Origin of the sequence: Curtobacterium sp. NPDC089991, assembly GCF_044748425.1 — a bacterium.
Lineage (GTDB): Bacteria > Actinomycetota > Actinomycetes > Actinomycetales > Microbacteriaceae > Curtobacterium.
Genome location: NZ_JBIVGB010000001.1, coordinates 888,413 through 910,858 on the forward strand (window position 1 = coordinate 888,413; position 22,446 = coordinate 910,858).

The 22,446-nt window shown below is 71.2% G+C and carries 18 protein-coding genes and 1 tRNA gene; 4 read left to right on the forward strand and 15 right to left on the reverse strand.

Annotation, left to right across the window (positions count from 1 at the left end; genetic code table 11):
- Positions 1-2: 2 nt before the first annotated feature.
- The 6 genes from ACIPV1_RS04215 to ACIPV1_RS04240 all read right to left on the reverse strand — a co-directional run bounded on the left by ACIPV1_RS04215 (position 3) and on the right by ACIPV1_RS04240 (position 4,218).
- Positions 3-557: a F0F1 ATP synthase subunit B gene (locus tag ACIPV1_RS04215; RefSeq protein ID WP_123937768.1), complete on the reverse strand. Its 555-nt coding sequence runs from the start codon at positions 555-557 to the stop codon at positions 3-5.
- Positions 558-566: 9 nt separating this feature from the next.
- Positions 567-803 (reverse strand): ATP synthase F0 subunit C, encoded by a 237-nt coding sequence (gene atpE, locus ACIPV1_RS04220; RefSeq protein ID WP_027465781.1) that lies wholly within the window; start codon positions 801-803, stop codon positions 567-569.
- A gap of 61 nt (positions 804-864) precedes the next feature.
- Positions 865-1,725, reverse strand: coding sequence for a F0F1 ATP synthase subunit A (gene atpB, locus ACIPV1_RS04225; RefSeq protein ID WP_333925860.1), 861 nt, complete (start codon positions 1,723-1,725; stop codon positions 865-867).
- A 107-nt stretch (positions 1,726-1,832) separates the two neighbouring features.
- The gene (locus tag ACIPV1_RS04230) at positions 1,833-2,324 is read right to left on the reverse strand and encodes a hypothetical protein (RefSeq protein WP_123294279.1); all 492 of its coding nucleotides are present in this window, start codon (positions 2,322-2,324) and stop codon (positions 1,833-1,835) included.
- Positions 2,321-3,547 (reverse strand): MraY family glycosyltransferase, encoded by a 1,227-nt coding sequence (locus tag ACIPV1_RS04235; protein WP_111083866.1) that lies wholly within the window; start codon positions 3,545-3,547, stop codon positions 2,321-2,323. The genes ACIPV1_RS04230 and ACIPV1_RS04235 overlap by 4 nt, the downstream gene beginning before the upstream one ends.
- A complete protein-coding gene (locus ACIPV1_RS04240; protein ID WP_123294277.1) occupies positions 3,544-4,218 on the reverse strand; it encodes an L-threonylcarbamoyladenylate synthase in 675 nt (224 codons plus the stop codon). Before ACIPV1_RS04240 ends, ACIPV1_RS04235 begins: the two co-directional genes overlap by 4 nt.
- A gap of 37 nt (positions 4,219-4,255) precedes the next feature.
- Here ACIPV1_RS04240 and ACIPV1_RS04245 point away from each other — a divergent pair, with 37 nt between their 5' ends.
- Positions 4,256-4,906 (forward strand): HAD family phosphatase, encoded by a 651-nt coding sequence (locus tag ACIPV1_RS04245; protein ID WP_165900970.1) that lies wholly within the window; start codon positions 4,256-4,258, stop codon positions 4,904-4,906.
- A gap of 163 nt (positions 4,907-5,069) precedes the next feature.
- Here the strand turns inward: ACIPV1_RS04245 and prmC are convergent, their stop codons facing one another.
- From prmC to argS, 9 genes are all read right to left on the reverse strand, one after another.
- A complete protein-coding gene (gene prmC / locus ACIPV1_RS04250) occupies positions 5,070-5,942 on the reverse strand; it encodes a peptide chain release factor N(5)-glutamine methyltransferase (RefSeq protein WP_123294275.1) in 873 nt (290 codons plus the stop codon).
- A gap of 28 nt (positions 5,943-5,970) precedes the next feature.
- The gene (gene prfA / locus ACIPV1_RS04255; RefSeq protein WP_123294274.1) at positions 5,971-7,053 is read right to left on the reverse strand and encodes a peptide chain release factor 1; all 1,083 of its coding nucleotides are present in this window, start codon (positions 7,051-7,053) and stop codon (positions 5,971-5,973) included.
- Between the two features lie 3 nt (positions 7,054-7,056).
- Entirely contained in the window at positions 7,057-9,363 is a 2,307-nt protein-coding gene (rho, locus tag ACIPV1_RS04260) for a transcription termination factor Rho (protein WP_123937765.1), read from the reverse strand.
- A 182-nt stretch (positions 9,364-9,545) separates the two neighbouring features.
- Positions 9,546-10,487: a homoserine kinase gene (thrB, locus tag ACIPV1_RS04265; RefSeq protein ID WP_123294435.1), complete on the reverse strand. Its 942-nt coding sequence runs from the start codon at positions 10,485-10,487 to the stop codon at positions 9,546-9,548.
- A gap of 101 nt (positions 10,488-10,588) precedes the next feature.
- Entirely contained in the window at positions 10,589-11,668 is a 1,080-nt protein-coding gene (gene thrC / locus ACIPV1_RS04270) for a threonine synthase (RefSeq protein ID WP_111083860.1), read from the reverse strand.
- Positions 11,669-11,738: 70 nt separating this feature from the next.
- The gene (locus tag ACIPV1_RS04275; RefSeq protein WP_123339754.1) at positions 11,739-13,046 is read right to left on the reverse strand and encodes a homoserine dehydrogenase; all 1,308 of its coding nucleotides are present in this window, start codon (positions 13,044-13,046) and stop codon (positions 11,739-11,741) included.
- A gap of 25 nt (positions 13,047-13,071) precedes the next feature.
- Positions 13,072-14,499: a diaminopimelate decarboxylase gene (gene lysA, locus ACIPV1_RS04280; protein WP_402725796.1), complete on the reverse strand. Its 1,428-nt coding sequence runs from the start codon at positions 14,497-14,499 to the stop codon at positions 13,072-13,074.
- Between the two features lie 58 nt (positions 14,500-14,557).
- Positions 14,558-15,313 (reverse strand): hypothetical protein, encoded by a 756-nt coding sequence (locus ACIPV1_RS04285; protein ID WP_402725797.1) that lies wholly within the window; start codon positions 15,311-15,313, stop codon positions 14,558-14,560.
- A gap of 173 nt (positions 15,314-15,486) precedes the next feature.
- Entirely contained in the window at positions 15,487-17,157 is a 1,671-nt protein-coding gene (gene argS, locus ACIPV1_RS04290; protein ID WP_402725798.1) for an arginine--tRNA ligase, read from the reverse strand.
- 59 nt (positions 17,158-17,216) lie between these two features.
- On the opposite strand from argS, the gene ACIPV1_RS04295 reads away from it, so the two are divergent.
- From ACIPV1_RS04295 to ACIPV1_RS04305, 3 genes are all read left to right on the forward strand, one after another.
- Complete coding sequence (locus ACIPV1_RS04295; protein WP_402725799.1) at positions 17,217-17,798, forward strand: hypothetical protein; 582 nt, start codon at positions 17,217-17,219, stop codon at positions 17,796-17,798.
- Between the two features lie 391 nt (positions 17,799-18,189).
- A tRNA-Arg gene (locus ACIPV1_RS04300) sits at positions 18,190-18,261 on the forward strand.
- A gap of 296 nt (positions 18,262-18,557) precedes the next feature.
- Positions 18,558-22,442 (forward strand): Pls/PosA family non-ribosomal peptide synthetase, encoded by a 3,885-nt coding sequence (locus ACIPV1_RS04305; RefSeq protein ID WP_402725800.1) that lies wholly within the window; start codon positions 18,558-18,560, stop codon positions 22,440-22,442.
- The last annotated feature ends 4 nt before the right edge of the window (positions 22,443-22,446 follow it).

Here is a 22,446-nt window from a genome sequence, read left to right on the forward strand (position 1 = left end):
GCTCAGTGCTCCCCCGTCTTCGTGGCCTGCGAGGCCTCGAGGTCGGCGAGGAAGCGGTCGACGACTGCCGACGACTTGGCGTCGTCCTTGAGCGATTCGCCGATCACACCGGACGCGAGGTCGAGGGCAAGGGTGCCCACCTCGGACCGGAGGGACTGGACGGCGCTCTGACGCTCGGCTTCGATCTGCGCCTGGGCGTTGGCCGTGATGCGTGCTGCATCGGCCGCTGCCTGCTCGCGGACCTCGTTGCCGATCGCCGTTGCGTCGGCGCGGGCCTGCTCACGGATGCGGGACGCCTCGGAGCGGGCGTCGGCGAGCTGCTTGTTGTACTCGTCGAGCGCAGCAGCGGCCTGCTCCTGAGCAGCCTCTGCCTTCTTGATGCCACCCTCGATGGCCTCAGTGCGCTCATCGAGCATCTTCGTGATGCGCGGCGTGACGACACGCCACATCACCACGAGGATGATGAGGAAGGCCACCGCGGACCACACGATGTCGTACAGCGGCGGAATGAGGGGGTTGTGCGTCTCCTCCGCCGCGATGATGAGTGCGTTGTGCATCGAGGAACCTTAGTTCGTGAAGATGAAGTACGTGGCGATGCCGATGAAGGCCAGGGCCTCGGTGAAGGCGATACCGATGTACATGAGGGTCGTCAGGCGGCCCTGGAGCTCGGGCTGGCGGGCGACGGACTCGATCGTCTTGCCGACGACGATGCCGACACCGATGGCCGGGCCGATCGCAGCGAGGCCGTAGCCAACCGTCGCGATGTTGCCGTTGATCTCCGCGAGAACGGTCGTTGCGTCCACGTGTTTTCCTTTCGAGGTGCGGGTCCGACGGTTGCCGGTCCCGTAGGGGGTCAGTGAGGAATCAGTGCTCGTCAGCCAGCGCCAGCTGGATGTAGACGGCGGTGAGGAGCATGAAGACGTAGGCCTGCAGCAGCGCGACGAGGATCTCGAAGAAGCTGAACGCGATGCCGAACGCGAGGGTCCCGACGCCGAAGGCCTTGAAGCCGAGCGAAGCGTCGAAGAAGAAGAACTGCGTGGCCGAGAAGAACAGGACGAGCAGCAGGTGCCCGACGACCATGTTCATCAGGAGTCGCAGGGTGAGCGTCACCGGACGGAGCACGAAGGTCGAGACGAGCTCGATCGGCGTCACGATGATGTAGAGGAACCACGGCACCCCGGGCGGGAAGAGCGAGTTCCGGAGGAACGTGCCCGGGTGCTTGCGGAGGCCGGCGTAGATGAACGCGACGTAGGCGACGATCGCGAGGATCATCGGCATCGCGATGCGACTGGTGCCGGCGAGGTTCATGCCCGGGATCAGACCGGTCAGGTTCATGAACAGCACGCCGAAGAAGATCGTCGCCAGGAGCGGCAGGAATCGCTTGCCGTCCTTCTCTCCGAGGTTGTCGAAGGTGTTGCGACGAACGACGTCGAACGCGTACTCGATGAACGCCTGACCGCGGTTCGGGACGAGCTTCAGCGCGCGGGTTCCCACGAAGGCGAACACCAGGAGCACGGCGACGGCGAAGAAGCGGATGAGGACGACCCGATCGATCTCGAACGGCGTCCCTGCGAAGAAGATCGCATCCGGGAAGAACTCGTTGATCGACGGACCATGGAACTCGGCGGCCTTGCTGCTCCCCGCCGCAACGGTGTCAACCGCAGCAGAGAGGGACAGGGGAAGAGCGTGGGATAGCAGCGCTGTCTCCTGTGTCGGCGCGCGCACATCATGGCACGCGATGGTGGACGTTGTGGAGGCTTGCCCGCTCCGAGCGAAAGGCTCCGGTGGCGGACTCCGAGAAGCCTATCAGGTGCGAGAGGCTTCCCGGCTTCTCAGTTGCGGGGGGTCGGGTTCTCAGCGTCTGCGGAGCCACCCGACCCGTCACCGGGCAGCTGCACGCCGATCGGGATGCGGGCCTTCGCCACCGCGACGACGTCGATGACCAGGGACCCGACGACCCCCGCGATGATCACGATCGCGAGCACCGGGAAGTCCACCCAGGTACGGTCCTTCAGCGCCACCAGCAGCACGATGAACACGATGAACTTGAGCAGCCAGGTGCCCATCACGATGCCGAAGAAGGCCCCGGAGATCATCTGCCCCTTGGACACTCGTAGCGCGACGAGGACACTGACCGCGGTGAGGCCGAGGAACACCACGCTGAGCACGGCTCCGAGCAGGCCGCCGACGAGCCCGGGAGTGTCGGCGACGAGCAGTCCCACGACTCCCCCGACGATCGCCAGGGCGACCGCGAGCACGGCGCCCCACGTGATGATGCGGCGGAACACCGGCCGGACGTGGTCGAGCGCGTTCGGTGCGGTCACGTGATGTCTCCTGGGATCGTGCGGTCGTTGGCGGCCCGGTCGAGCGGGTCGAGGCTGGCGTCCACCACGGCGGCGGAACGGTTGGCGGTCTGGGCAGCGATCTCGGTGCGCTTCCGGCCGAGCGGCGCGAACGTGGCGACGGCGCACACGGTGAAGCCGACCGCGACGAAGGCGACCACCCAGTACCAGTCCACGAACAGGAACAGGAGGCACCCGACCGCGACGGTGGCGGTCCACGCGTAGAAGATCAGCACGGCGTGGAAGTGCGAGTGCCCCATGTCGAGCAGGCGGTGGTGCAGGTGCTTGCGGTCGGCCGAGAACGGTGACTTGCCGGCGCTGAGCCGACGGGTGACCGCCAGGCCGAAGTCCAGGATCGGCACGATCAGGATCGCGAAAGGCAGCAGGATCGGGATGAACGCCGGCAGCAGCGCCTGGCGTGTCTGCACTGCGGCGGGGTCGATGTTGCCCGTGACCGACACCGCGCTCGTGGCCATCAGGAAGCCGACGAGCAGCGCTCCCGCGTCGCCCATGAACAGCTTCGCCGGGTGCCAGTTGAGGATGAGGAACCCGAAGCAGGACCCGACGAGCACCGCCGTCAGCAGTGACGGCAGGTTGAAGAAGAACTCGGTCTGCACGACCACGCGGTTGATGAAGAACGTGTAGAGGAAGAACACCCCGCCGGCGATGATCGCGACCCCGGCGACCAGGCCGTCGAGTCCGTCGATGAAGTTCACCGCGTTCATCACGAGCACCACCGCCAGCACCGTGAAGATCAGGCTCATGTACGACGAGCCCACGCCCAGGGTGTTGCCGATCGGCAGCGACACGATCGCGACGCCCTGCCAGGCGAGGATGCCCGCAGCGATGATCTGCCCGGCGAGCTTCGTCATCCAGTCGAGGTCCCAGATGTCGTCCGCGACGCCGAGCACCACGATGATCGTCGCGCCCCCGAGCACCGCCAGCACGCGGCCCGGCTCGGAGAACACCAGCCGGAAGTAGTCGGTCCCCGCGATCGACGGGAACAGGAACCACGCCGCCAACAGCGACACGATGACGCCGATGTACATCGCGATCCCGCCGAGGCGCGGAGTCGGCGTGCGGTGCACGTCGCGCTCGCGGACCTGGGGGTACCACTTGTACTTCAGCCCGAGTTTCCACACCAGCACGCTGACCAGGAAGCTCACGACCGCGGCGATCGCCCCCGCCAGCAGGTAGTACTTCATCCGACGAGGTCGGCTCCGACGACCCGGATGATCTCGTCGTCGGAGATCACCCCGTGTCGGACGATGCGGAGCTTCCCGCCGTCCGACAGCCCCGTCGCGTCGACGATCGTCGAGCCGGTGGAGGCTTCGAAGCCCTCGTGCTCCCCGATCGCGCCGCCGTCCAGGTACACGGCGACGCTGTCGCCGAGCATCCGCTCCGCGGCATCGACGTCCATCGCGGCCGGGTCGCCGGTCGAGTTCGCGGACGAGACCGCGAGCGGACCGACCTCTTGCAGGAGCTCGAGCGCGATCCGCGAGTCCGGCATCCGCAGGGCGACCGTGCCCCGCGTCTCGCCGAGGTCCCAGTCGAGCGACGGCTGCGCGCGCAGGATCACGGTCAGGCCGCCGGGCCAGAACTCGGCGACGAGGTCGCGCACCTGCTGCGGCACGTCGCTCGCGAGCGCGTCGAGCGTCGGCGGGCCGGGGATCAACACCGGCGGCGGCGACTGCCGCGTCCGGCCCTTCGCGTCGAGCAGCCGCTGGACGGCGGCCGCGTTGAAGGCGTCCGCGGCGAGGCCGTAGACGGTGTCGGTGGGGACGACGACGAGGTCTCCGCGCCCGAGGGCGGCACGTGCGAGCCGCATCCCGGTCAGGAGCCCGTCGGAGTCGGTGCAGTCGTATCGGGATGCCATGACTCGACGATGATAGTGCGACACAATGGAGGACATCGTGAACGAGACCCCTGCGCCCCACCTCCTGTTCCTCTTCGACATGGACGACGTCCTGGTCCGGTACGACTGGCAGGTGCGGATGGCCGCACTCTCCGAGTTCACCGGACACGAGTTCGAGGAGCTCCGACGCCGCTGGTGGGACTGCGGCCACGAGATGCGTGCCGAGGCCGGCGACTTCGCCGACGGCGACGAGTACCTCGCCGCGTTCGAGCGGGCGATGGAGTGCGACGTTCCGGAGGCCGAGTGGGCGCGCATCCGCGGGTCCGCGATGACCGAGCTGCCGGAGCGCATCGAGGCCGTCCGGATCGCGAGTGAGCACGGGCGTGTCGGCCTGCTCACCAACAACGGGCCGCTCGCGGGTCGGTGGATCCACCAGTGGGCACCGTCACTGCCGGGGCTGTTCGGCGAGCACCTGGACACGTCGAGCAACTTCGGCGCCCGCAAGCCCGAGCCCGAGGTCTTCCTCCGCGCGATGGAGCACCACCGCGTGCCCGCCGAGCGCACGTTCTTCGCCGACGACATGCCGGAGAACATCGCGGGTGCCCGGAGCGTCGGCATCCACGCGGTCCTGGTCGAGCGCGACACCGACCTGCGCGAGCACGTCCGCGCCTTCGTCGCGCAGCAGCGCGAGGCCTCCCCCGTCGCCTGATCCTTCCCATCACGTTCGAGATGGCAACAAGCAACGGGCGTACCTGGTCGTTCTGAACGGCCAGGTACGCCCGTTTCCGCTCGGTACGGCAACGCACGGCACGGCAGACAGCTCGGTAACGCCAAGCACGCCACACCGACCGGGAGGCCCGGGGGGCGTCCGCCTACCGGGTCGCGGTGGTCGTGCGGTCGCGACCCGTCAGGTCGACGTGCGTCTCCGGGGTCCGGAACCCCCGTCGCGCCAGGACCTCGCGGACGCCGGCGCCCTGCGGCTCGGCGTGCTCGATGACGAGCACCCCGCCGGGCACGAGCAACCGCCACGCCGTCTCGGCCAGGGCGCGCACGGCGTCGAGGCCGTCCGGTCCGCCGTACAGCGCCATCGCGGGATCGTGGTCGCGGACCTCGGGGTCGATCGGGATTGCGTCGTCCGGCACGTACGGCGGGTTCGACACCACGACGGACACGGTGCCGTCGAGTTCGGGCAGCGCGTCGGCGAGGTCTCCCTCGACGAGTCGCACCGTGCCGCCGTGGGCGTCGGTGTTCCGGCGGGTCCAGGGCAGGGCCTCGGGCGACCGTTCGACGGCGTACACGACGGCGTTCGGCACCTCGGTGTCCATGGCGATGGCGATCGCACCGCTGCCGGAGCCGAGGTCGACCGCGATCGGCGCCGGCACCGCGACGGCTCGGAGCGCGTCGATGCCGAACTGCACGACGCCCTCGGTCTCGGGACGGGGCACGAACACGCCGGGTCCGACCGCCAGGGTCAGTGCCCGGAAGTACGCCTGCCCGGTGATGTGCTGCAGCGGCTCGCGGGTGCTCCGTCGGGCGATCGCGTGCCGGAAGCGCTCGACGTGCTCCGGAGCGATCGCGCCGCCGGTCATCGCGCGGGCCTGCACGGCACCGCGCGAGGTGTCGGTCGCCCACGCGAGCAGCAGCTCGGCGTCGACCTGGGGCGTCGGGACGCCGGACGCGACGAGCGCCGCGGCCGCCTGCTCGAGCAGGCGATCCGCGGCGTACGTGAGGGGCGTGTCGGACACGAGCCGGGCCTCCAGGCGGGGTGAGCGGTTACGCGTCCTGGTCGCCGATGGCGGCCAGACGTGCCTCTTCGTCCGCCTGGATGGCGGACTGGACGACGGGCTCGAGCGCACCGTTCATGACGCGGTCCAGGTCGTACGCCTTGTAACCGGTGCGGTGGTCCGCGATCCGGTTCTCCGGGAAGTTGTACGTCCGGATGCGCTCCGAACGGTCCATCCCGCGGATCTGCGACTTGCGCGCGTCCGAGGCGATCGCGTCGAGCTCCTCCTGCTGCCGCGCGAGGATGCGTGCACGGAGAACGCGCATGCCGGCCTCACGGTTCTGCAGCTGCGACTTCTCGTTCTGCATCGCCACCGTGATGCCCGTGGGCAGGTGGGTGATGCGGACCGCGGAGTCCGTCGTGTTGACGGACTGCCCGCCGGGACCGGAGGAGCGGTACACGTCGATCTTCAGGTCGTTCTGGTTGATCGCGACCTCTTCGGGCTCGTCGACCTCGGGGAACACCAGCACGCCGGTCGTCGAGGTGTGGATGCGCCCCTGCGACTCGGTCTGCGGCACGCGCTGCACACGGTGCACGCCGCCCTCGTACTTCAGGTGCGCCCAGACACCCTGCGACGGGTCGGTCGTGTTCGACTTGATCGCGACCTGGACGTCCTTGTAGCCACCCAGGTCGGACTCGGTGCGCTCGAGGAGCTCGACCTTCCAGCCCTTGGTCTCGGCGTAGTGCGAGTACATGCGCAGGAGGTCGGCCGCGAACAGCGCCGATTCCTCGCCGCCCTCGCCGCCCTTGATCTCCATGATCACGTCGCGCCCGTCGTCGGGGTCGCGCGGGATGAGCAGCCGGCGGAGACGCTCCTGGCGCTCCGCCAACTGCTCCTCGAGCTCGGGGACCTCGTCCGCGAACGCCGAGTCCTCACGCGCGAGCTCCTGGGCGGCGGCGAGGTCGTCCCCCGCCGCCTGCCAGGACTCGTACGCGGACTTGATCTGGTTGAGCTCGGCGTAGCGCCGGTTCACCTTCTTCGCCCGGGCCGCATCGGCGTGGAGCGCGGGGTCCGACAGCTGCTGCGTCAGGTCCTCGTGTTCCGCCAGCAGCCCTGCCACCGACTCGAACACGCGTTACTCCTGGTGACCGTTGTGGTGAGCGCCGCCGGTCGTCGGGACCGACTTCTGCACCTGCACCAGGAACTCGACGTTCGACTGCGTCTCCTTGAGGTTCCGCAGCACGATCTCGAGGGCCTGCTGCGGGTCGAGCCCGGCGAGGGCTCGGCGCAGACGCCAGGTGATCTTGACCTCGTCAGCGGAGAGCAGCTGCTCCTCGCGACGGGTACCGGAGGCGTTGACGTCGACGGCCGGGAAGATCCGCTTGTCCGCCAGGTGACGGTTCAGGCGGAGCTCCATGTTGCCGGTGCCCTTGAACTCCTCGAAGATGACCTCGTCCATCTTGGAACCGGTCTCGACGAGCGCGGTGGCGAGGATGGTCAGCGAGCCGCCGTCCTCGATGTTGCGCGCGGCACCGAAGAAGCGCTTCGGCGGGTAGAGCGCCGCCGAGTCGACGCCACCGGAGAGCACGCGGCCCGACGCCGGGGTCGACAGGTTGTAGGCACGACCCAGACGGGTGATCGAGTCGAGCAGGAGCACGACGTCGTGGCCCAGCTCCACCAGGCGCTTCGCACGCTCGATGGCGAGCTCGGCGACCGTGGTGTGGTCCTCGGCCGGACGGTCGAAGGTCGAGGCGATGACCTCACCCTTCACCGTGCGCTGCATGTCGGTGACCTCTTCGGGCCGCTCGTCGACGAGGACGACCATGAGGTGCGCCTCGGGGTTGTTCTTCGCGACGGCGTTGGCGATGGCCTGCAGCACGACGGTCTTGCCGGCCTTGGGCGGCGAGACGATGAGGCCGCGCTGGCCCTTGCCGATCGGCGACACGAGGTCGATGATGCGGGTGCTGAGCTTGCCCGGCTCCGTCTCGAGGCGCAGGCGCTCGTTCGGGTACAGCGGGGTGAGGTCCGAGAAGTCGACACGGGCCGCTGCTTCTTCGGCGGTCTGGCCGTTGACCGAGTCGACGGTCACGAGCGCGTTGTACTTCTGACGGCTCTGCTGCTCGTTGTCACGGGGCTGCTTGATCGAACCGACGACGGCGTCGCCCTTGCGCAGGTGGTACTTCTTCACCTGGCCGAGGGAGACGTAGACGTCGTTCGGTCCGGGCAGGTACCCGGTGGTGCGGACGAACGCGTAGTTGTCGAGGACGTCGAGGATGCCCGCGATCGGGATCAGGACGTCGTCCTCGGTGACCTCGGGCTCGAAGTCGTCGTTCTGGCCGCCACGGCCGCGCTTGCGGTCACGCTGGCGACGGCTGCGGCCGCCCTCGGTGTCGTCGGCGTTCTGCTGGGCCTGCTGGCCCTGCTTCTGCTGACCGTTCTGCTTCTGCTGGTTGGCCGCCTGCTGCTTCTGCTCGGCGCGGTCGTCCTGCTTCGCGTCGCGCTGCTTGGAGTCGCCCTGCTTCGCGTCAGCCTGCTTGGCGTCGGCCTGCTTCTGCTGGTCGCCACCGTTCTGCTTCTGCTGGCCGCCCTGCTGGTGCTGCTGGCCGTCCTGCTGCTCGCCGTTCTGCTCGCCGTTCTCGGCGTTCTGCCCACGGCCACGACCGCGACCACGGCTGCGACGGCCGCGACGCGAACCACCCTCACCGTTCTGGTCGTTCTGGTCGTGCTGCTCGCCGGAGTCGGCGGCACCGGACTGGTCCTGCGACTCGCCGTCGGTGCTCTGCTGCTCGGTCCGTGCCTGCTGCTCGGTCCGCGCCTGCTGCTCGGTCCGCGCCTGCTGTTCGCTGCGGGCCGGCTGGTCGGGTGCCGAGGTCGGCGTCTGCTGGTCGGCCGACTCGTTCGGCTGCTGGGCCTGCTGGTCGGCACCGCGCTGGCCGCGGCCGCGACGCTGCCCACCGGTCTGCGTCTGGGCGGCTTCCTGGGCGTCCTTCTCGGCACGCACCTGGTCGAGGCCCGCGAGCAGGTCCTCGGTGCCGGTGTGGCCGGCGTTGGTGTGCTCGGCGGCCGAGGTCGGGCCGGCGTTCACGGTGCCACCGGACGACGCGCGGCGCGAACGGCGGGCACGCGACGGCGCGGCCGGCTCGGACTCGACGGCTGGTGCCTCGGGGTCGGCGACCGGAGCGGTCGGTGCCTCGGCTGCGGGCTCCGGCAGCGTCGGCTGCTCGGTCACCGGCGCCGCGGCGGGGGTCGTGGCGGGCGCTGCCGCAGCGGGGACGTCGTCCGTGACGGGGCGCTTGTCCTCGATGGAGGCGATGAGGTCGCCCTTGCGGAGCTTGGAGAGCCCGGTGATGCCGAGCGAGGAGGCGATGCGCTGGAGTTCCGGCAGGCGGAGGGCGCGCAGGTCGCTGGGGATCTCCACCTGGGCGGAGTTGTTGTCGATCAAGGTCGGTGTTTCCTTTCGAACCGCAGAACGCGGAGAGTTTCCACCGTCCCGGATGCACGGGTATGCATCGACCGCCGTTCAGACGACGGACCGGGATTCGGTGATCAGAAAGAGATGCACACCCGCGCGCCGGACCCTGCGACGTCGCAGGCGCTGTCCTTGAGGACGGGCATACCGTGCGGTTACGCGGGTTCGGCTTCGAGCGCCGAGTGCGCCACCACTGTAGCACCACCGAGATCGACGGCCAGCATGAGCGCACGCCAGTCGGATTCTCCGTGTCGGGCGACGAGATCCGCGGCCGTGAGCCGTTGTGCCGGGTCGCTGCCGAGCACGAGCAGGCTCGGTCCCGCCCCCGACACGACGGCCGCGAGGCCGTGCTGCCGGAGCAGTCCGATCAGTGCGTCGGTCTCCGGCATCGCGCTCGCCCGGTACGCCTGGTGCAGGCGGTCCTCGGTCGCGGCGAGCAGGAGCTCGGGGCTCTGGATGAGCGCGGCGACGAGCAGCGCGGAACGGGAGACGTTGAAGGCGGCGTCGGCGTGCGGGACGTTCTCGGGCTGCAGGGAGCGGGCGAGCTTCGTCGACAGCGTGGACGTCGGCACGAACACGACCGGTGCGACGCCGCGGTGCACCAGGAGGCGCTTGTACGCGGGTCCCTCGGCCGTCATCCACGCGATGGTGAGCCCACCGAAGAGTGCGGGGGCGACGTTGTCCGGGTGCCCCTCCATCTCGGTGGCCAGGCTGAGCAGGGTCGAGGCGTCCAGGTCGACGATGCCCTCGAGCAGCCCGCGGGCCGCCATCAGGCCGGCGACGATCGCGGCCGCCGAGGAACCGAGCCCGCGGCCGTGCGGGATCGCGTTCGTGGCGTGCAGCTCGAGGCCGGGCTGGTCGACGCCGGCGTGCTCGAGGCCGCGGCGGACGGCGCGCACGACCAGGTTCGTGTCGTCGGTGGCGACCTCGCCGGCACCGACGCCCTGCACCGTGACGGTGGCGCCGGCTTCCGGTCGGACCCGGACGACGACCTCGTCGTACAGCGAGAGCGCGAGACCGAGCGAGTCGAACCCCGGGCCGAGGTTCGCGGACGTCGCCGGCACGCGGACGCGCACGGCCCGTCCGGCGGGCAACACGTGGGCCGTTCGCCCGGCGGGCACAGCGTGGACCGCCCGTCCGGCCGGTACAGCACTGTGGGCGGTGACGCCCTCCCCCGGTCCGGACGAGCGGTCGGGGCTCACTGCGCCGCGACCAGTCCGAGCACGTCCGCGATCGACTTGGTGTCGACCGGCACGCTCGTCGGGGTGACCTCGCTGCCGTCCTCGGTGCGCAGGGCCCACTGCGGGTCCTTCAGGCCGTGGCCGGTGACGGTGATGACGACCTTCGCGCCCTTCGGCACGATGCCGGCATCGGCGCGCTCGAGCAGCCCGGCGACACCGATGGCCGAAGCGGGCTCGACGAAGACGCCGACCTCGGCCGACAGGATGTGGTGCGCGGCGAGGATCGCCTCGTCCGAGATCGCGCCGAAGTAGCCGTCGGTCTCGTCGCGGGCCTCGAGGGCGAACTGCCACGAGGCCGGGTTGCCGATGCGGATCGCGGAGGCGATGGTGTCGGGGTTCTTGACGACCTCGCCACGGACGATCGGTGCGGAACCGGCGGCCTGGAACCCGAACATGCGCGGGAGCTTCGTCGTGCGACCGGCGGCCACGTCCTCGCGGTAGCCACGGGAGTACGCGGTGTAGTTGCCCGCGTTGCCGACCGGCAGGAAGTGGAAGTCCGGGGCGTCGCCGAGGACGTCGACGACCTCGAACGCAGCGGTCTTCTGGCCCTCGATGCGGTCGTTGTTGACCGAGTTGACGAGGTGCACCGGGTAGTTCGCCGCCAGGTCGCGGGCGATGTCGAGGCAGTCGTCGAAGTTGCCCTGGACCTGCAGCAGCTGGGCGTCGTGCGCGACGGCCTGGCTGAGCTTGCCCATGGCGATCTTGCCCTCCGGCACGAGCACCGCGGCGGTGATGCCGGCGTGCGTGGCGTACGCGGCGGCCGAGGCGCTGGTGTTGCCGGTCGAGGCGCAGATGACGGCCTTCGCGCCGTGCTCGACGGCCTTCGAGATCGCCATCGTCATGCCGCGGTCCTTGAAGGACCCGGTCGGGTTCATGCCCTCGAACTTGACGTAGACCTCGGCGCCGGTGCGCTCGGAGAGCCGACGAGCCGGGATGAGGGGCGTGCCGCCCTCGCCGAGCGTGACGATCGGCGTCGCCTCGGTCACGTCGAGTCGGTCGGCGTACTCGCGCAGGACTCCCTGCCACTGGTGGGCCATCAGGCTTCTCTCTCTGTCCGGTGGGTCGGTCTGGTGGTGGTTCGCGGTCGGCCTGGAGGCCCGTGGTGCGTCAGGCGCCGACGAAGCGCAGGACGCTGGTCACGTCCAGGACCACGTCTTCGCCGCGGAGCGTGCGGACGGTGTCCGCCAGGTCGGCTTCGCGCGCCAGGTGCGTGCCGATGACGAGCGCTGCCGTCCCCTCGGAGGCACCTGTGGTGGTCTGCTCGACGGTCTCGACGCTCACGCCGTGCTTCGCGAGCACGCCGGCGACCGTCGACAGCACGCCGGGGGCGTCCGTGACGTGCAGGGTGATCTGGTAACGCGTGCGGACGGTGCCGATCGGGAAGACGGGCAGGTCCGACTGGGTCGACTCCGCGACGCCCGGGCCACCGATGACGTGCCGACGTGCGGCGGACACCAGGTCGCCGAGGACGGCGGACGCGGTCTCGACACCACCGGCACCGGCGCCGTAGAACATGAGGTCGCCCGCGGCCTCGGCCTCGACGAACACGGCGTTCTTCGCGCCGTGCACGCTCGCCAGGGGGTGCGACTCCGGCACGAGGGCCGGGTAGACGCGGGCGCTGACGCCCTCGCGGCCGTCCTCGTCGGTCAGTCGCTCGGCGGTCGCCAGGATCTTCACGACGTAGCCGGCCTTGCGCGCGGCGCGGACCTGCTCGATGGTGACCGAGGTGATGCCCTCGCGGTGCACGGCAGCGAGCGGCACCGAGGTGTGGAACGCCAGCGAGGCCAGGATCGCGGCCTTCTGCGCGGCGTCGTAGCCCTCGATGTCGGCGGTCGGGTCGGCCTCGGCGTACCCGAGCTCGGTCGCGGTCGCCAGGGCGTCCTCGAACGTGGCGCCCTCGCGGTCCATCAGGTCGAGGATGAAGTTCGTGGTGCCGTTGACGATGCCCATGATCCGCTCGATGCGGTCACCGGCGAGCGAGTCGTGCAGCGGTCGGATGATCGGGATGGCACCGGCGACGGCGGCCTCGTAGTACAGCTGCGCACCGACCTGCTCGGCCACCGCGAAGAGCTCCGGACCGTGGGTCGCGAGGAGCGCCTTGTTGCCGGTCACGACGTCCGCGCCGGACTGCAGCGCCTGCAGCACGAGCGTGCGCGCGGGCTCGATGCCACCGATCAGCTCGACGACGATGTCGGCACCGAGGATGAGCGACTCGGCGTCGGTCGTGTAGAGGTCCTTCGGCAGGTCGACGTCGCGCGCGGCGTCGACGTCGCGCACGGCGATCCCGACGAGTTCGAGGCCGGCACCGGCGCGCGAGGCGAGTTCGTCGGCGTGCTCGAGCAGGAGCCGCGCGACCTGGGACCCGACCGAGCCGGCCCCGAGCAGCGCGACGCGGACGTTGCGGTATTCGATCATCTGGAGTTGGTTCCTGTTCGTCGGGTCAGCGACCGGTGCCGGCGTGGGGCACGGGGCGGACCCCGGTGTCGCGGGCGAGGAGGTCGTCGATCGACTCGCCCCGCACGAGGATACGGGTTGTGCCGTCCGCCACGGCGACGACCGGCGGGCGGCCCACGTGGTTGTAGTTGCTCGACAGCGCCCAGCAGTACGCCCCGGTGGCTGCGACGGCGAGCAGGTCCCCCCGCTGGACGTCACCCGGCAGGTACTCGTCGTTGACCACGATGTCCCCGCTCTCGCAGTGCTTCCCGACGACGCGGGTGAGGACGGCCGGCGCCTCGGACGCACGGGCGAGGCGAGCGGTGTAGTCGGCGCCGTACAGGGCAGGACGGGCGTTGTCGCTCATGCCGCCGTCGACGGACACGTAGGTGCGGGTGGCGTGGCCGGTCTCCGCGTCGCCGGTCTCGAGCGTGACGGGCTTGATCGTGCCGACGCGGTAGAGCGTGATGCCCGCCGGCCCGACGATGTAGCGACCGGGCTCGACCGCGACCTCGGGCACCGGGATGTCCCGCTCGGCGCAGGCCTCGGCGATGATCGCGGCGAGGGCGTCGGCGACGTCCTCGGGAGCGAAGGCGGAGTCGGCCTCGGTGTAGTCGATGCCCCAGCCGCCGCCGAGGTTCAGCTCGGGCACCGGACCGGTCTCGACGAGGGTGGCGTGCGCGTCCATCAGGCGTCGAGCGGCTTCGCGGAACCCGGACTCGTCGAAGATCTGCGACCCGATGTGCGAGTGCAGCCCGACGAACACGAGCGACGACTCGGCGCGCACCGCCTCGGCCGCGGCGACGGCCTCGGTGAGCGGGATGCCGAACTTCTGGTCCTCGCGCGCGGTCGCCAGGTACTCGTGGGTGGACGCGTGGACGCCGCTGTTGATGCGGATCCGGACGCGCTGCACGACCCCGGCGTCGGCAGCGGCACGGGCGACGCGCTGGACCTCCTCGTGGTTGTCGAGCACGATCGTGCCCACGCCGACCTCGACGGCGCGGGCGATCTCGGCGTCGGACTTGTCGTTGCCGTGGAAGCCGAGCATCGCCGGGTCGATCCCGGCGGCCAGGGCGACCGCGAGCTCCCCGCCGGTGCAGACGTCCACGCGCAGGTCGGCCTCGGCCATCCACGCCACGACCTGCGTCGTCAGGAACGCCTTGCCGGCGTAGTAGACGTGCGCCCGGGTGCCGATGCCCTCGAACGCCTCGGTGAACGCGTTCCGCACCCGGACCGCACGGGACTGCACGTCACGCTCGTCGACGACGTACAGCGGGGTGCCGTACTGCCGGACGAGGTCCGTCGCGGTGACACCGCCGACCGCCAGGTCGCCGTCGTCGGTCCGCGTCGCGGACGCGGGCCAGATCCGGTCCACCAGCTCGGAGGCGTCCGTCGGGAACCGCAGTCGCGGCGGTGCAAGGGGGTTCTCGCTCACGGGACCCGATCCTACCGACGCGGGGCGGGCCTCCCGTCCGTGTGACGCAGCCACGGGATCAGCCGCAGCTGCCGACCGTCTGCAGGCCCTGCTCGTTGAGCGGCAGCGCGTCCGCGGTGACGCGGACCGTCGCGTCGGCCTTCGAGACGTCGAGCGAGCGCACGCGGAGCGCCTCGGGCAGGAACTGCGCCGTGCACACCTGCACCGGCACGTTCGTGACGCCGGGGATCGAGTCCACCTTGAGACCGAGGTCGGAGTTCGTGATCCGCACGCTCTTCGGGGTGATCGTGATGCCGCGGCCGTCGTCCTGCGCGACCACGTCGCCCTTCGCCGCGTAGGTGATGTCGTAGCCGAGCACCGCCGTGGAACCGGACAGCTCGACGCCGCCGTCCACCAGGGACAACCGGTCGAACAGCGGGCTGTACTTCGACAGGTCCTTCACGCTCGACGACGCCAGCGTGACCGTGCCGTCGACGTCGTGCACATCGCCCTTGCCGTCCACGGAGACGTCCTTCGCGGTGACGTCGGCGGCGAGCGGGATGCCGTCGACGGTGAGCTTCTCGGACGTGATCTCGACTTGGTCGAGGGTGCCGCCGATCAGCTGGGGGATGACGATGCCGTCGGCGTGCGCCTCGACCTGGCCCGTGGTGCCGTCGGGCAGCGACTGCTCGACCTGCTGGGCGATGATGCGGTCGACGACCCCGCGGAGCACGAACTCGGCGATCACGACGAGGGCGGCGAGCACGACGACGACCACGATCAGGACGAGGGGCCAGCGGCGGCGCTTGCGTGGGCGTTCGGTGGCGGCGGACATGCGTCCCACCCTGCCAGGTGGTCCCGTCAGCCTGCCTGGAGGCGCGGGGTGCGTCCGGTGGGCGGGCGCGGCGGGGCGATGGGTTTCTTCCACACCGTGGAACGGACACAGCACCGCGGGATTCCGCGGTGCTGTGTCCGGAACCTGGTTCCGGAGGGGGAACGGCCGCTCCGCTACATGCGGGACGGAGCGCTCACGCCGAGCAGGCCGAGGCCGTTGCGGACGACCTGGCCGGTGGCGTCGTTCAGCCACAGGCGCGTGCGGTGCAGGTCGGTGACCGGCTCGTCGCCGAGCGGGGTCACGCGGCAGGCGTCGTACCAGCGGTGGTACAGGCCGGCGAGCTGCTCGATGTAGCGGGCGATGCGGTGCGGCTCGCGGAGCTCCGCGGCGTGGCGCACCACGCGCGGGTACTCGGCGAGGGCACCGAGCAGCGCGCCCTCGGAGTCGTGCGTCAACAGCGAGGCGTCGAACGCGGACCGGTCGACCCCCGCGGCCTCGGCGTTGCGGGCCACCGACTGGGTGCGCGCGTGGGCGTACTGCACGTAGAAGACCGGGTTGTCGTTCGTCCGCTTCGTGAGCAGGTCGAGGTCGATGTCGATCGCGGTGTCGCTGGCGAACCGGACGAGCGAGTACCGGCCGGCGTCGACGCCCACCGCGTCGACGAGGTCCTCCATCGTGACGATGGTGCCGTTGCGCTTGGACATGCGCATCGGCTCGCCGTCCTTGAGCAGGTTGACCATCTGCCCGATCAGGATCTCGAGGTTCGTGCCCGGCTCGTCGCCGAACGCGGCGCACATCGCCATCATCCGGCCGACGTAGCCGTGGTGGTCCGCACCGAGCATGATCAGGTTGCGCTCGAAGCCGCGCTCGCGCTTGTCGAGGTAGTACGCCAGGTCGCCGGCGATGTACGCGGGCTCGCCGTCGGACTTGATGACGACGCGGTCGCGGTCGTCGCCGAAGTCGGTCGTGCGGAGCCACTCGGCGCCCTCGGCCTCGTACATCACGCCCGCCGAACGCAGCCGGGCGATGGCGCGCTCGACGGCCTTCGACTCGTGCAGGGCGTTCTCGTGGAAGTAGACATCGAAGTCCACGCCGAAGTCGTGCAGCGACGACTTGATGTCCGCGAACATGAAGTCGACGCCCTCGCGCCGGAAGAGTTCCTGCGCCTCGTCGCGCGGCAGGTCCTTCACGTCGACCGAGGGGTCGAGTGTCGCGATGACGCGGGCCGCGATCTCGGCGATGTACGCACCGCCGTAGCCGTCCTCCGGCGTGGGCTCACCGAGCGCCGACGCGACGAGCGACCGGGCGAAGCGGTCGATCTGCGCGCCGTGGTCGTTGAAGTAGTACTCGCGGGTGACGAGGCCGCCCTGCGCCTGGAACACGCGGGCCAGGCTGTCGCCGACCGCTGCCCAGCGCACGCCGCCCATGTGGATCGGGCCGGTCGGGTTCGCCGAGACGAACTCCAGGTTGATCCGGACGCCGTCGTACAGGTCGCCGTGCCCGAAGGCGTCACCGCCCTCGACGATCGTGCGGGCGATCTCACCGGCCGCTGCGGCCTCGAGCGTGATGTTGATGAACCCCGGGCCGGCGACCTCGACCGAGGCCACGCCGTCGAGCTCGGTCAGCTCGCCGGCGATCTCCGTCGCGAGCTCGCGCGGGTTCGTGCCGATGCGCTTCGCGAGCTGCATGGCGGCGTTCGAGGCCCAGTCGCCGTGCGCACGGTTCTTCGGACGCTCGAGCACCACGTGGGAGTCCCCGATCGTCACGGTCTCGGACGCGCCTCGTCGCTCGACGATCCCGGTCAGGATCGACAGGTACGCGGCGGAGAGTTCGGCAGGAGTCACGGCGGACGAGTCTACCGGGACACCCAGGTGCACGCCGGACGATGGGCCATCATGTCGGGATGACCACCCGAAGCCGTGCCCGGGCGTGCTCCGTCGCCGTCGTCACCGCCGCAGCAGCACTCGCCCTGTCGGCCTGCTCGGGCAGCGGGGACAGCGACCCGACGCCCAGCGCGACCCCGGTGGGCAAGACGGTGTCGCAGACCTGCGCCGAGCTCCTGCCGACCGAGGCCCTGTCCGTCTACGGGACGACCTTCGCGCTCGACGACTCCTTCACGCCGGCGAAGGGCTCCCCCGCCGCCACGATCGCGAAGCAGCGGGGCCGCGTCTGCCAGTTCGTCGCCACCGACGACGACACCGAGACGATCACCCTGGCCGTCGCCGACCTGCCTGAGAAGTCGCTCACGAACCTGAAGGACGCCCTGTACGACCGGGGCGGATCGGTCCCCACCTACCGCGTCGAGGGCTACTTCGCGCTGAACGACGGCATCGGCCGCGCGGACGCCTTCGCCGACCCGTACTGGATCACCACGCAGTCGACGCTGTTCACCGAGCCCGGCGGCGCACAGCCCGTCGTCGATGCGGTGCGCGCAGCGCTGCAGCCGTCGGCGACGGCGACGGCGACGGCGACACCCGCGGGCTGACGCGACCGCGCACGCGCCGGCACGGTGCCGGGTCCGCCGCCCGGTGCGAGGTTGCACGCTTGGTGCGCGCTCACAAAGCCGCACGGGCCCGCGACGCGCGCACGGTGCGGACGGGAGGCCCGTGGCGGGCCCGCACCGTGCCTCCCGTCCGACGGCCACCACGCACAGTGCCGGGCCCGCCGCCTGGTGCGAGGTTGCACGTTTGGTGCGCGCTTGCAGCGACGCACGGAGCGCGCAAGCCCGCACGGGCCCGCGACGCACGCACGGTGCGGACGGGAGGCCCGTGGCGGGTCCGCACCGCGCCTCCCGTCCGCCCTGCGGCCGCGCCTCGTGCGCGACACGCGCTGTCCAGGAGCCCGCGCCGGACCTGCTACGGTTATTCCACCCCTTGGCCCCCATAGCTCAGGGGATAGAGCACTGCCCTCCGGAGGCAGGGGCGGAGGTTCGAATCCTCCTGGGGGCACTGTGACATTCCCGCGCAAGCAGTTGTCTTCGCTGCGCTCAGTCAGCTGCGCGCGATGTCGTCTGCGGCGACCTTCCCCCGTTGAGACTCTCCGGGATGGGTTGCGCACGTCGTGGCGGATGTTGGCGTTCGCGCGGATGATGAGCAGGAATGGTCGGGTCGGGGGAAGCGACTCGACAGTTTCTGCTCACGAAGCGCCCGCGCGCACCGCGCTACCCCGTGTTTCCCCGCGCGTCACGCGCACCCCCTAGGATCACGGGCCGGTCGTCCTGCACGCGACCGGGAAGAGGGAACCGATGACCACCGGCACCGGGAACGCGCAGCTCGAACTCGCACGCGGCGGGCACGCCCCCGCACCACGGACCCTGTTCGACGTCCTCGCGGCGACCGCGGCCACCCACCCGACCGCGACCGCGCTCGAGGACCCCGCCGGCACCGTCGACTACGCCGCCCTGCTCGACCTGGTGCGCGCGCAGGCCGACGACCTCGCCCGCCGCGGAGTCCGACGGGGTGACCGGGTCGGCGTGCGGATCCCCTCCGGCGGGCGGGACCTGTACCTGTCGATCCTCGCGGTGCTCGCCGCCGGAGCCGCGTACGTGCCCGTCGACGCCGACGACCCCGAGGAACGCGCGACCCTCGTGTTCGGTGAGGCCGGCGTCGTCGGCGTGATCGGGGCCGGCGGCGTCCTGCGCGACCGCGACGGCGGCGAGCTGCCCGTGACGGACCCCACGGCGAGCGCCGATCTCCCCCACCTGGACGACGACGCGTGGATCATCTTCACCTCGGGGTCGACGGGGGTGCCGAAGGGCGTGGCGGTGACCCACCGCAGTGCTGCGGCGTTCGTGGACGCCGAGGCGCGGATGTTCCTGCAGGCGGCGCCGATCGGTCCCGGTGACCGGGTGCTGGCGGGGCTGAGTGTCGCGTTCGATGCGTCGTGCGAGGAGATGTGGCTGGCATGGGGGCACGGTGCTGCGTTGGTGCCGGCGCCGCGGTCGTTGGTGCGGACGGGGGTGGACCTCGGGCCGTGGTTGATCGCGCACACGATCACGGTGGTCTCGACGGTGCCGACGTTGGCGGCGCTGTGGCCGGACGATGCGTTGGAGCAGGTGCGGCTGGTCATCTTCGGTGGTGAGGCGTGCCCGCCGGAGCTGGCGGCGCGGATCGCGAGTCGCGACCGTGAGGTGTGGAACACGTACGGTCCGACGGAGGCCACGGTGGTGGCGTGCGGGTCGCTGCTCGACGGCGGGCAGCCGATCCGGATCGGGCTGCCGCTGGACGGGTGGGACCTGGCGGTCGTGGACGGTGCCGGGCAGCGGGTGGAGCCGGGCGGGGTCGGTGAGCTCGTGATCGGTGGTGTCGGGTTGGGGCGGTACCTGGACCCGGCGAAGGACGCGGAGAAGTACGCCCCGTTCCCGGAGCTCGGGTGGGACCGGGCGTACCGGAGTGGTGACCTGGTGCGCTACGACCCCGAGGGGCTCGTGTTCCAGGGGCGTGCGGACGACCAGGTGAAGCTCGGTGGTCGGCGCATCGAGCTCGGGGAGATCGACGCGGCGCTGCAGGCGCTCGACGACGTGGCGGGTGGTGCGGCCGTGGTGCAGCGGACGCCGGCGGGCAACCAGGTGCTGGTGGGGTACGTGGCGCCGGTGGCGGGTGCCACGGTGGACGTCGCGGCTGCGAACGCCCGGTTGCGGCAGGAGCTGCCCGCGGCGCTCGTCCCGCTCGTCGCCGTGGTGGACTCGTTGCCGACGCGGACGTCGGGCAAGGTCGACCGTGCCGCGCTGCCGTGGCCGTTGCCCGGGGCCACCGACGCCGCGATGCTGCCGGACACGGTGGCGTGGATCGCTGAGCGCTGGGCGGCGATCCTCGGGGTGCCGGTGTCGAGCGTCGACGACGACTTCTTCGCGCACGGTGGCGGGTCGCTGACGGCGGCGCAGCTGGTGTCGGCGATCCGGGAGCGGTTCCCGACGACGACCGTCGCCGACGTCTACGACCATCCGCGCATCGGCGCGCTGGCGGCCGCGTTGGACGAGTCCGGTCCGGTGGCGGCCGCATCACGCGACGTGAGGCCGGTCCCGCCCACGACGGGGCTCGCGATGACGCTGCTGGGCTTGCCGGTGCAGGTGCTGCGCGGGTTGCGGGTCCTGACGTGGACGGCCCTGGTCGCGGCGGTGCTGCACGCGACGACGCTGCCGTTCCTGCCGGTGCTCCCCTGGCCGGCGCTCGTGGTCGCGCTGCTGGTGTTCGTGACGCCGATCGGCAAGATGGCACTCACGGTCGTGCTGGCTCGGCTGCTGCTCGTCGGGGTCCGGCCGGGCGACCACCCCCGGGGTGGCTCGGTGCACCTGCGGGTCTGGCTGGCGGAGCGGATCGCCGAGGCGGTCGACGGTCCCTCGACCGCCGGGGCGCCGTGGATCAGCTACTACGCCCGTGCGCTCGGGGCGCGGATCGGCACGGACGTCGACCTGCACACGCTCCCGCCGGTCACCGGGATGCTCACGATCGGCAAGCGTGCGTCGATCGAGCCCGAGGTGGACCTCGCGGGGCACTGGGTGGACGGTGACGTGTTCCGGCTCGGCCGGGTCCGTGTCGACGACGACGCCGTCGTGCACAGCCGCACCACGCTGCTGCCCGGTGCGCACGTGGGCGCGGGTGCCGAGGTCGAGGCCGGCTCGGCCGTCGCCGGCCGGGTGCCCGCCGGTCAGCGCTGGGCGGGTTCGCCCGCCGAACGCGTCGGGTCGGCCAGGCACGGCCGGGAGGCCCGTCCCCCGTCGCGTCGACGCTGGCTGCTGGCGTACGGGGCCGGCTCCGTGGCCGTGGCCGGGTTGCCGGTGATCGGTGTCGCGGTCGGGCTGCTGGTCGCCGTCGCCCTGGTCGGGCGTGCGTCGACGCTCGGTGACGCGGTGCTGCGCGCCCTCGCGACCGTGCCGCTCGCGACCGTCGTCGCCGGGGCCGTGTACGCGCTGCTCGTGGTGGGGTCGGTGCGGTTGCTCAGCATCGGGCTGCACGAGGGGCGTCACCCCGTGCGTTCGCGGATCGGGTGGCAGGCGTGGTCGACGGAGCGGGTGCTGGACGCGGCGCGGACGCTGCTGTTCCCGCTGTACGCCTCGCTCGTGACGCCCGTGTGGTTGCGGCTGCTCGGGGCGAAGGTCGGCCGGAACACGGAGATCTCGACGGTCCTGCTCATCCCCGCGCTGACGCAGATCGCGTCCGGCGCCTTCCTGGCCGACGACACCATGGTCGCCACGTACGAGCTCGGTGGTGGCCGGGTGCGGATCGGCCGGTCGAAGGTCGGGCGGCGGGCGTTCCTCGGCAACAGCGGGATGACGGGCGCCGGACGCTCGGTCCCGCGCGAGGCGCTGGTGGCGGTGCTGTCCGCCGTGCCGAAGAAGGCCAAGCGCGGGTCGTCGTGGCTCGGCTCACCCCCGGTGCGGCTGCGCCGTGCGGCGACGCAGTTCGACGAGGAGCGCACCTTCCGTCCGCCCGTCCGACTCAAGGTCGCCCGCGGCTGCTGGGAGCTGCTGCGGCTCGTCGCCCCGATGGTGTCCGCCGCGATCGCCCTCGGGGTGGCGGGCACCCTGCTCGCCCTGTGGTCGGCGGTCGGCGTCGGGTGGACGGTGCTGCTCGCCGGACCGGTGCTCATCGTCGCCGGGGCCGTCGCCGCGGTGGTGTCGACGATCGCGAAGTGGGCGTTCGTCGGCCGGATCACCGCCCGGGAGCACCCGCTGTGGTCGTCGTTCGTGTGGCGCAACGAGGTGCAGGACACCTTCGTCGAGACGGTCGCCCGACCCTGGTTCGCCGAGCAGGCCACCGGCACCCCGGCCCTGGCGGCGTGGCTGCGGAGCCTCGGCGCGACGATCGGCCGCGGCACCTGGCTCGAGACCTACTGGCTGCCCGAGGCCGACCTCGTCACGATCGGGGCCGGCGCCTCGGTGGCGCGCGGGACCGTCGTGCAGACCCACCTGTTCCACGACCGGGTGATGCAGCTCGACACCGTGCGCCTCGACGCCGGCGCGACCCTCGGGCCGCACAGCGTCGTCCTGCCCGCAGCCGGCATCGGCACGGGCGCCACGGTGGGTCCGGCCTCGCTCGTGATGCGCGGCGAGCAGGTGCCCACCGGGTCCCGCTGGTCCGGCAACCCCATCGCTCCGTGGACAGCCGAACCGGCCACCGTGGCGGACTGACCGG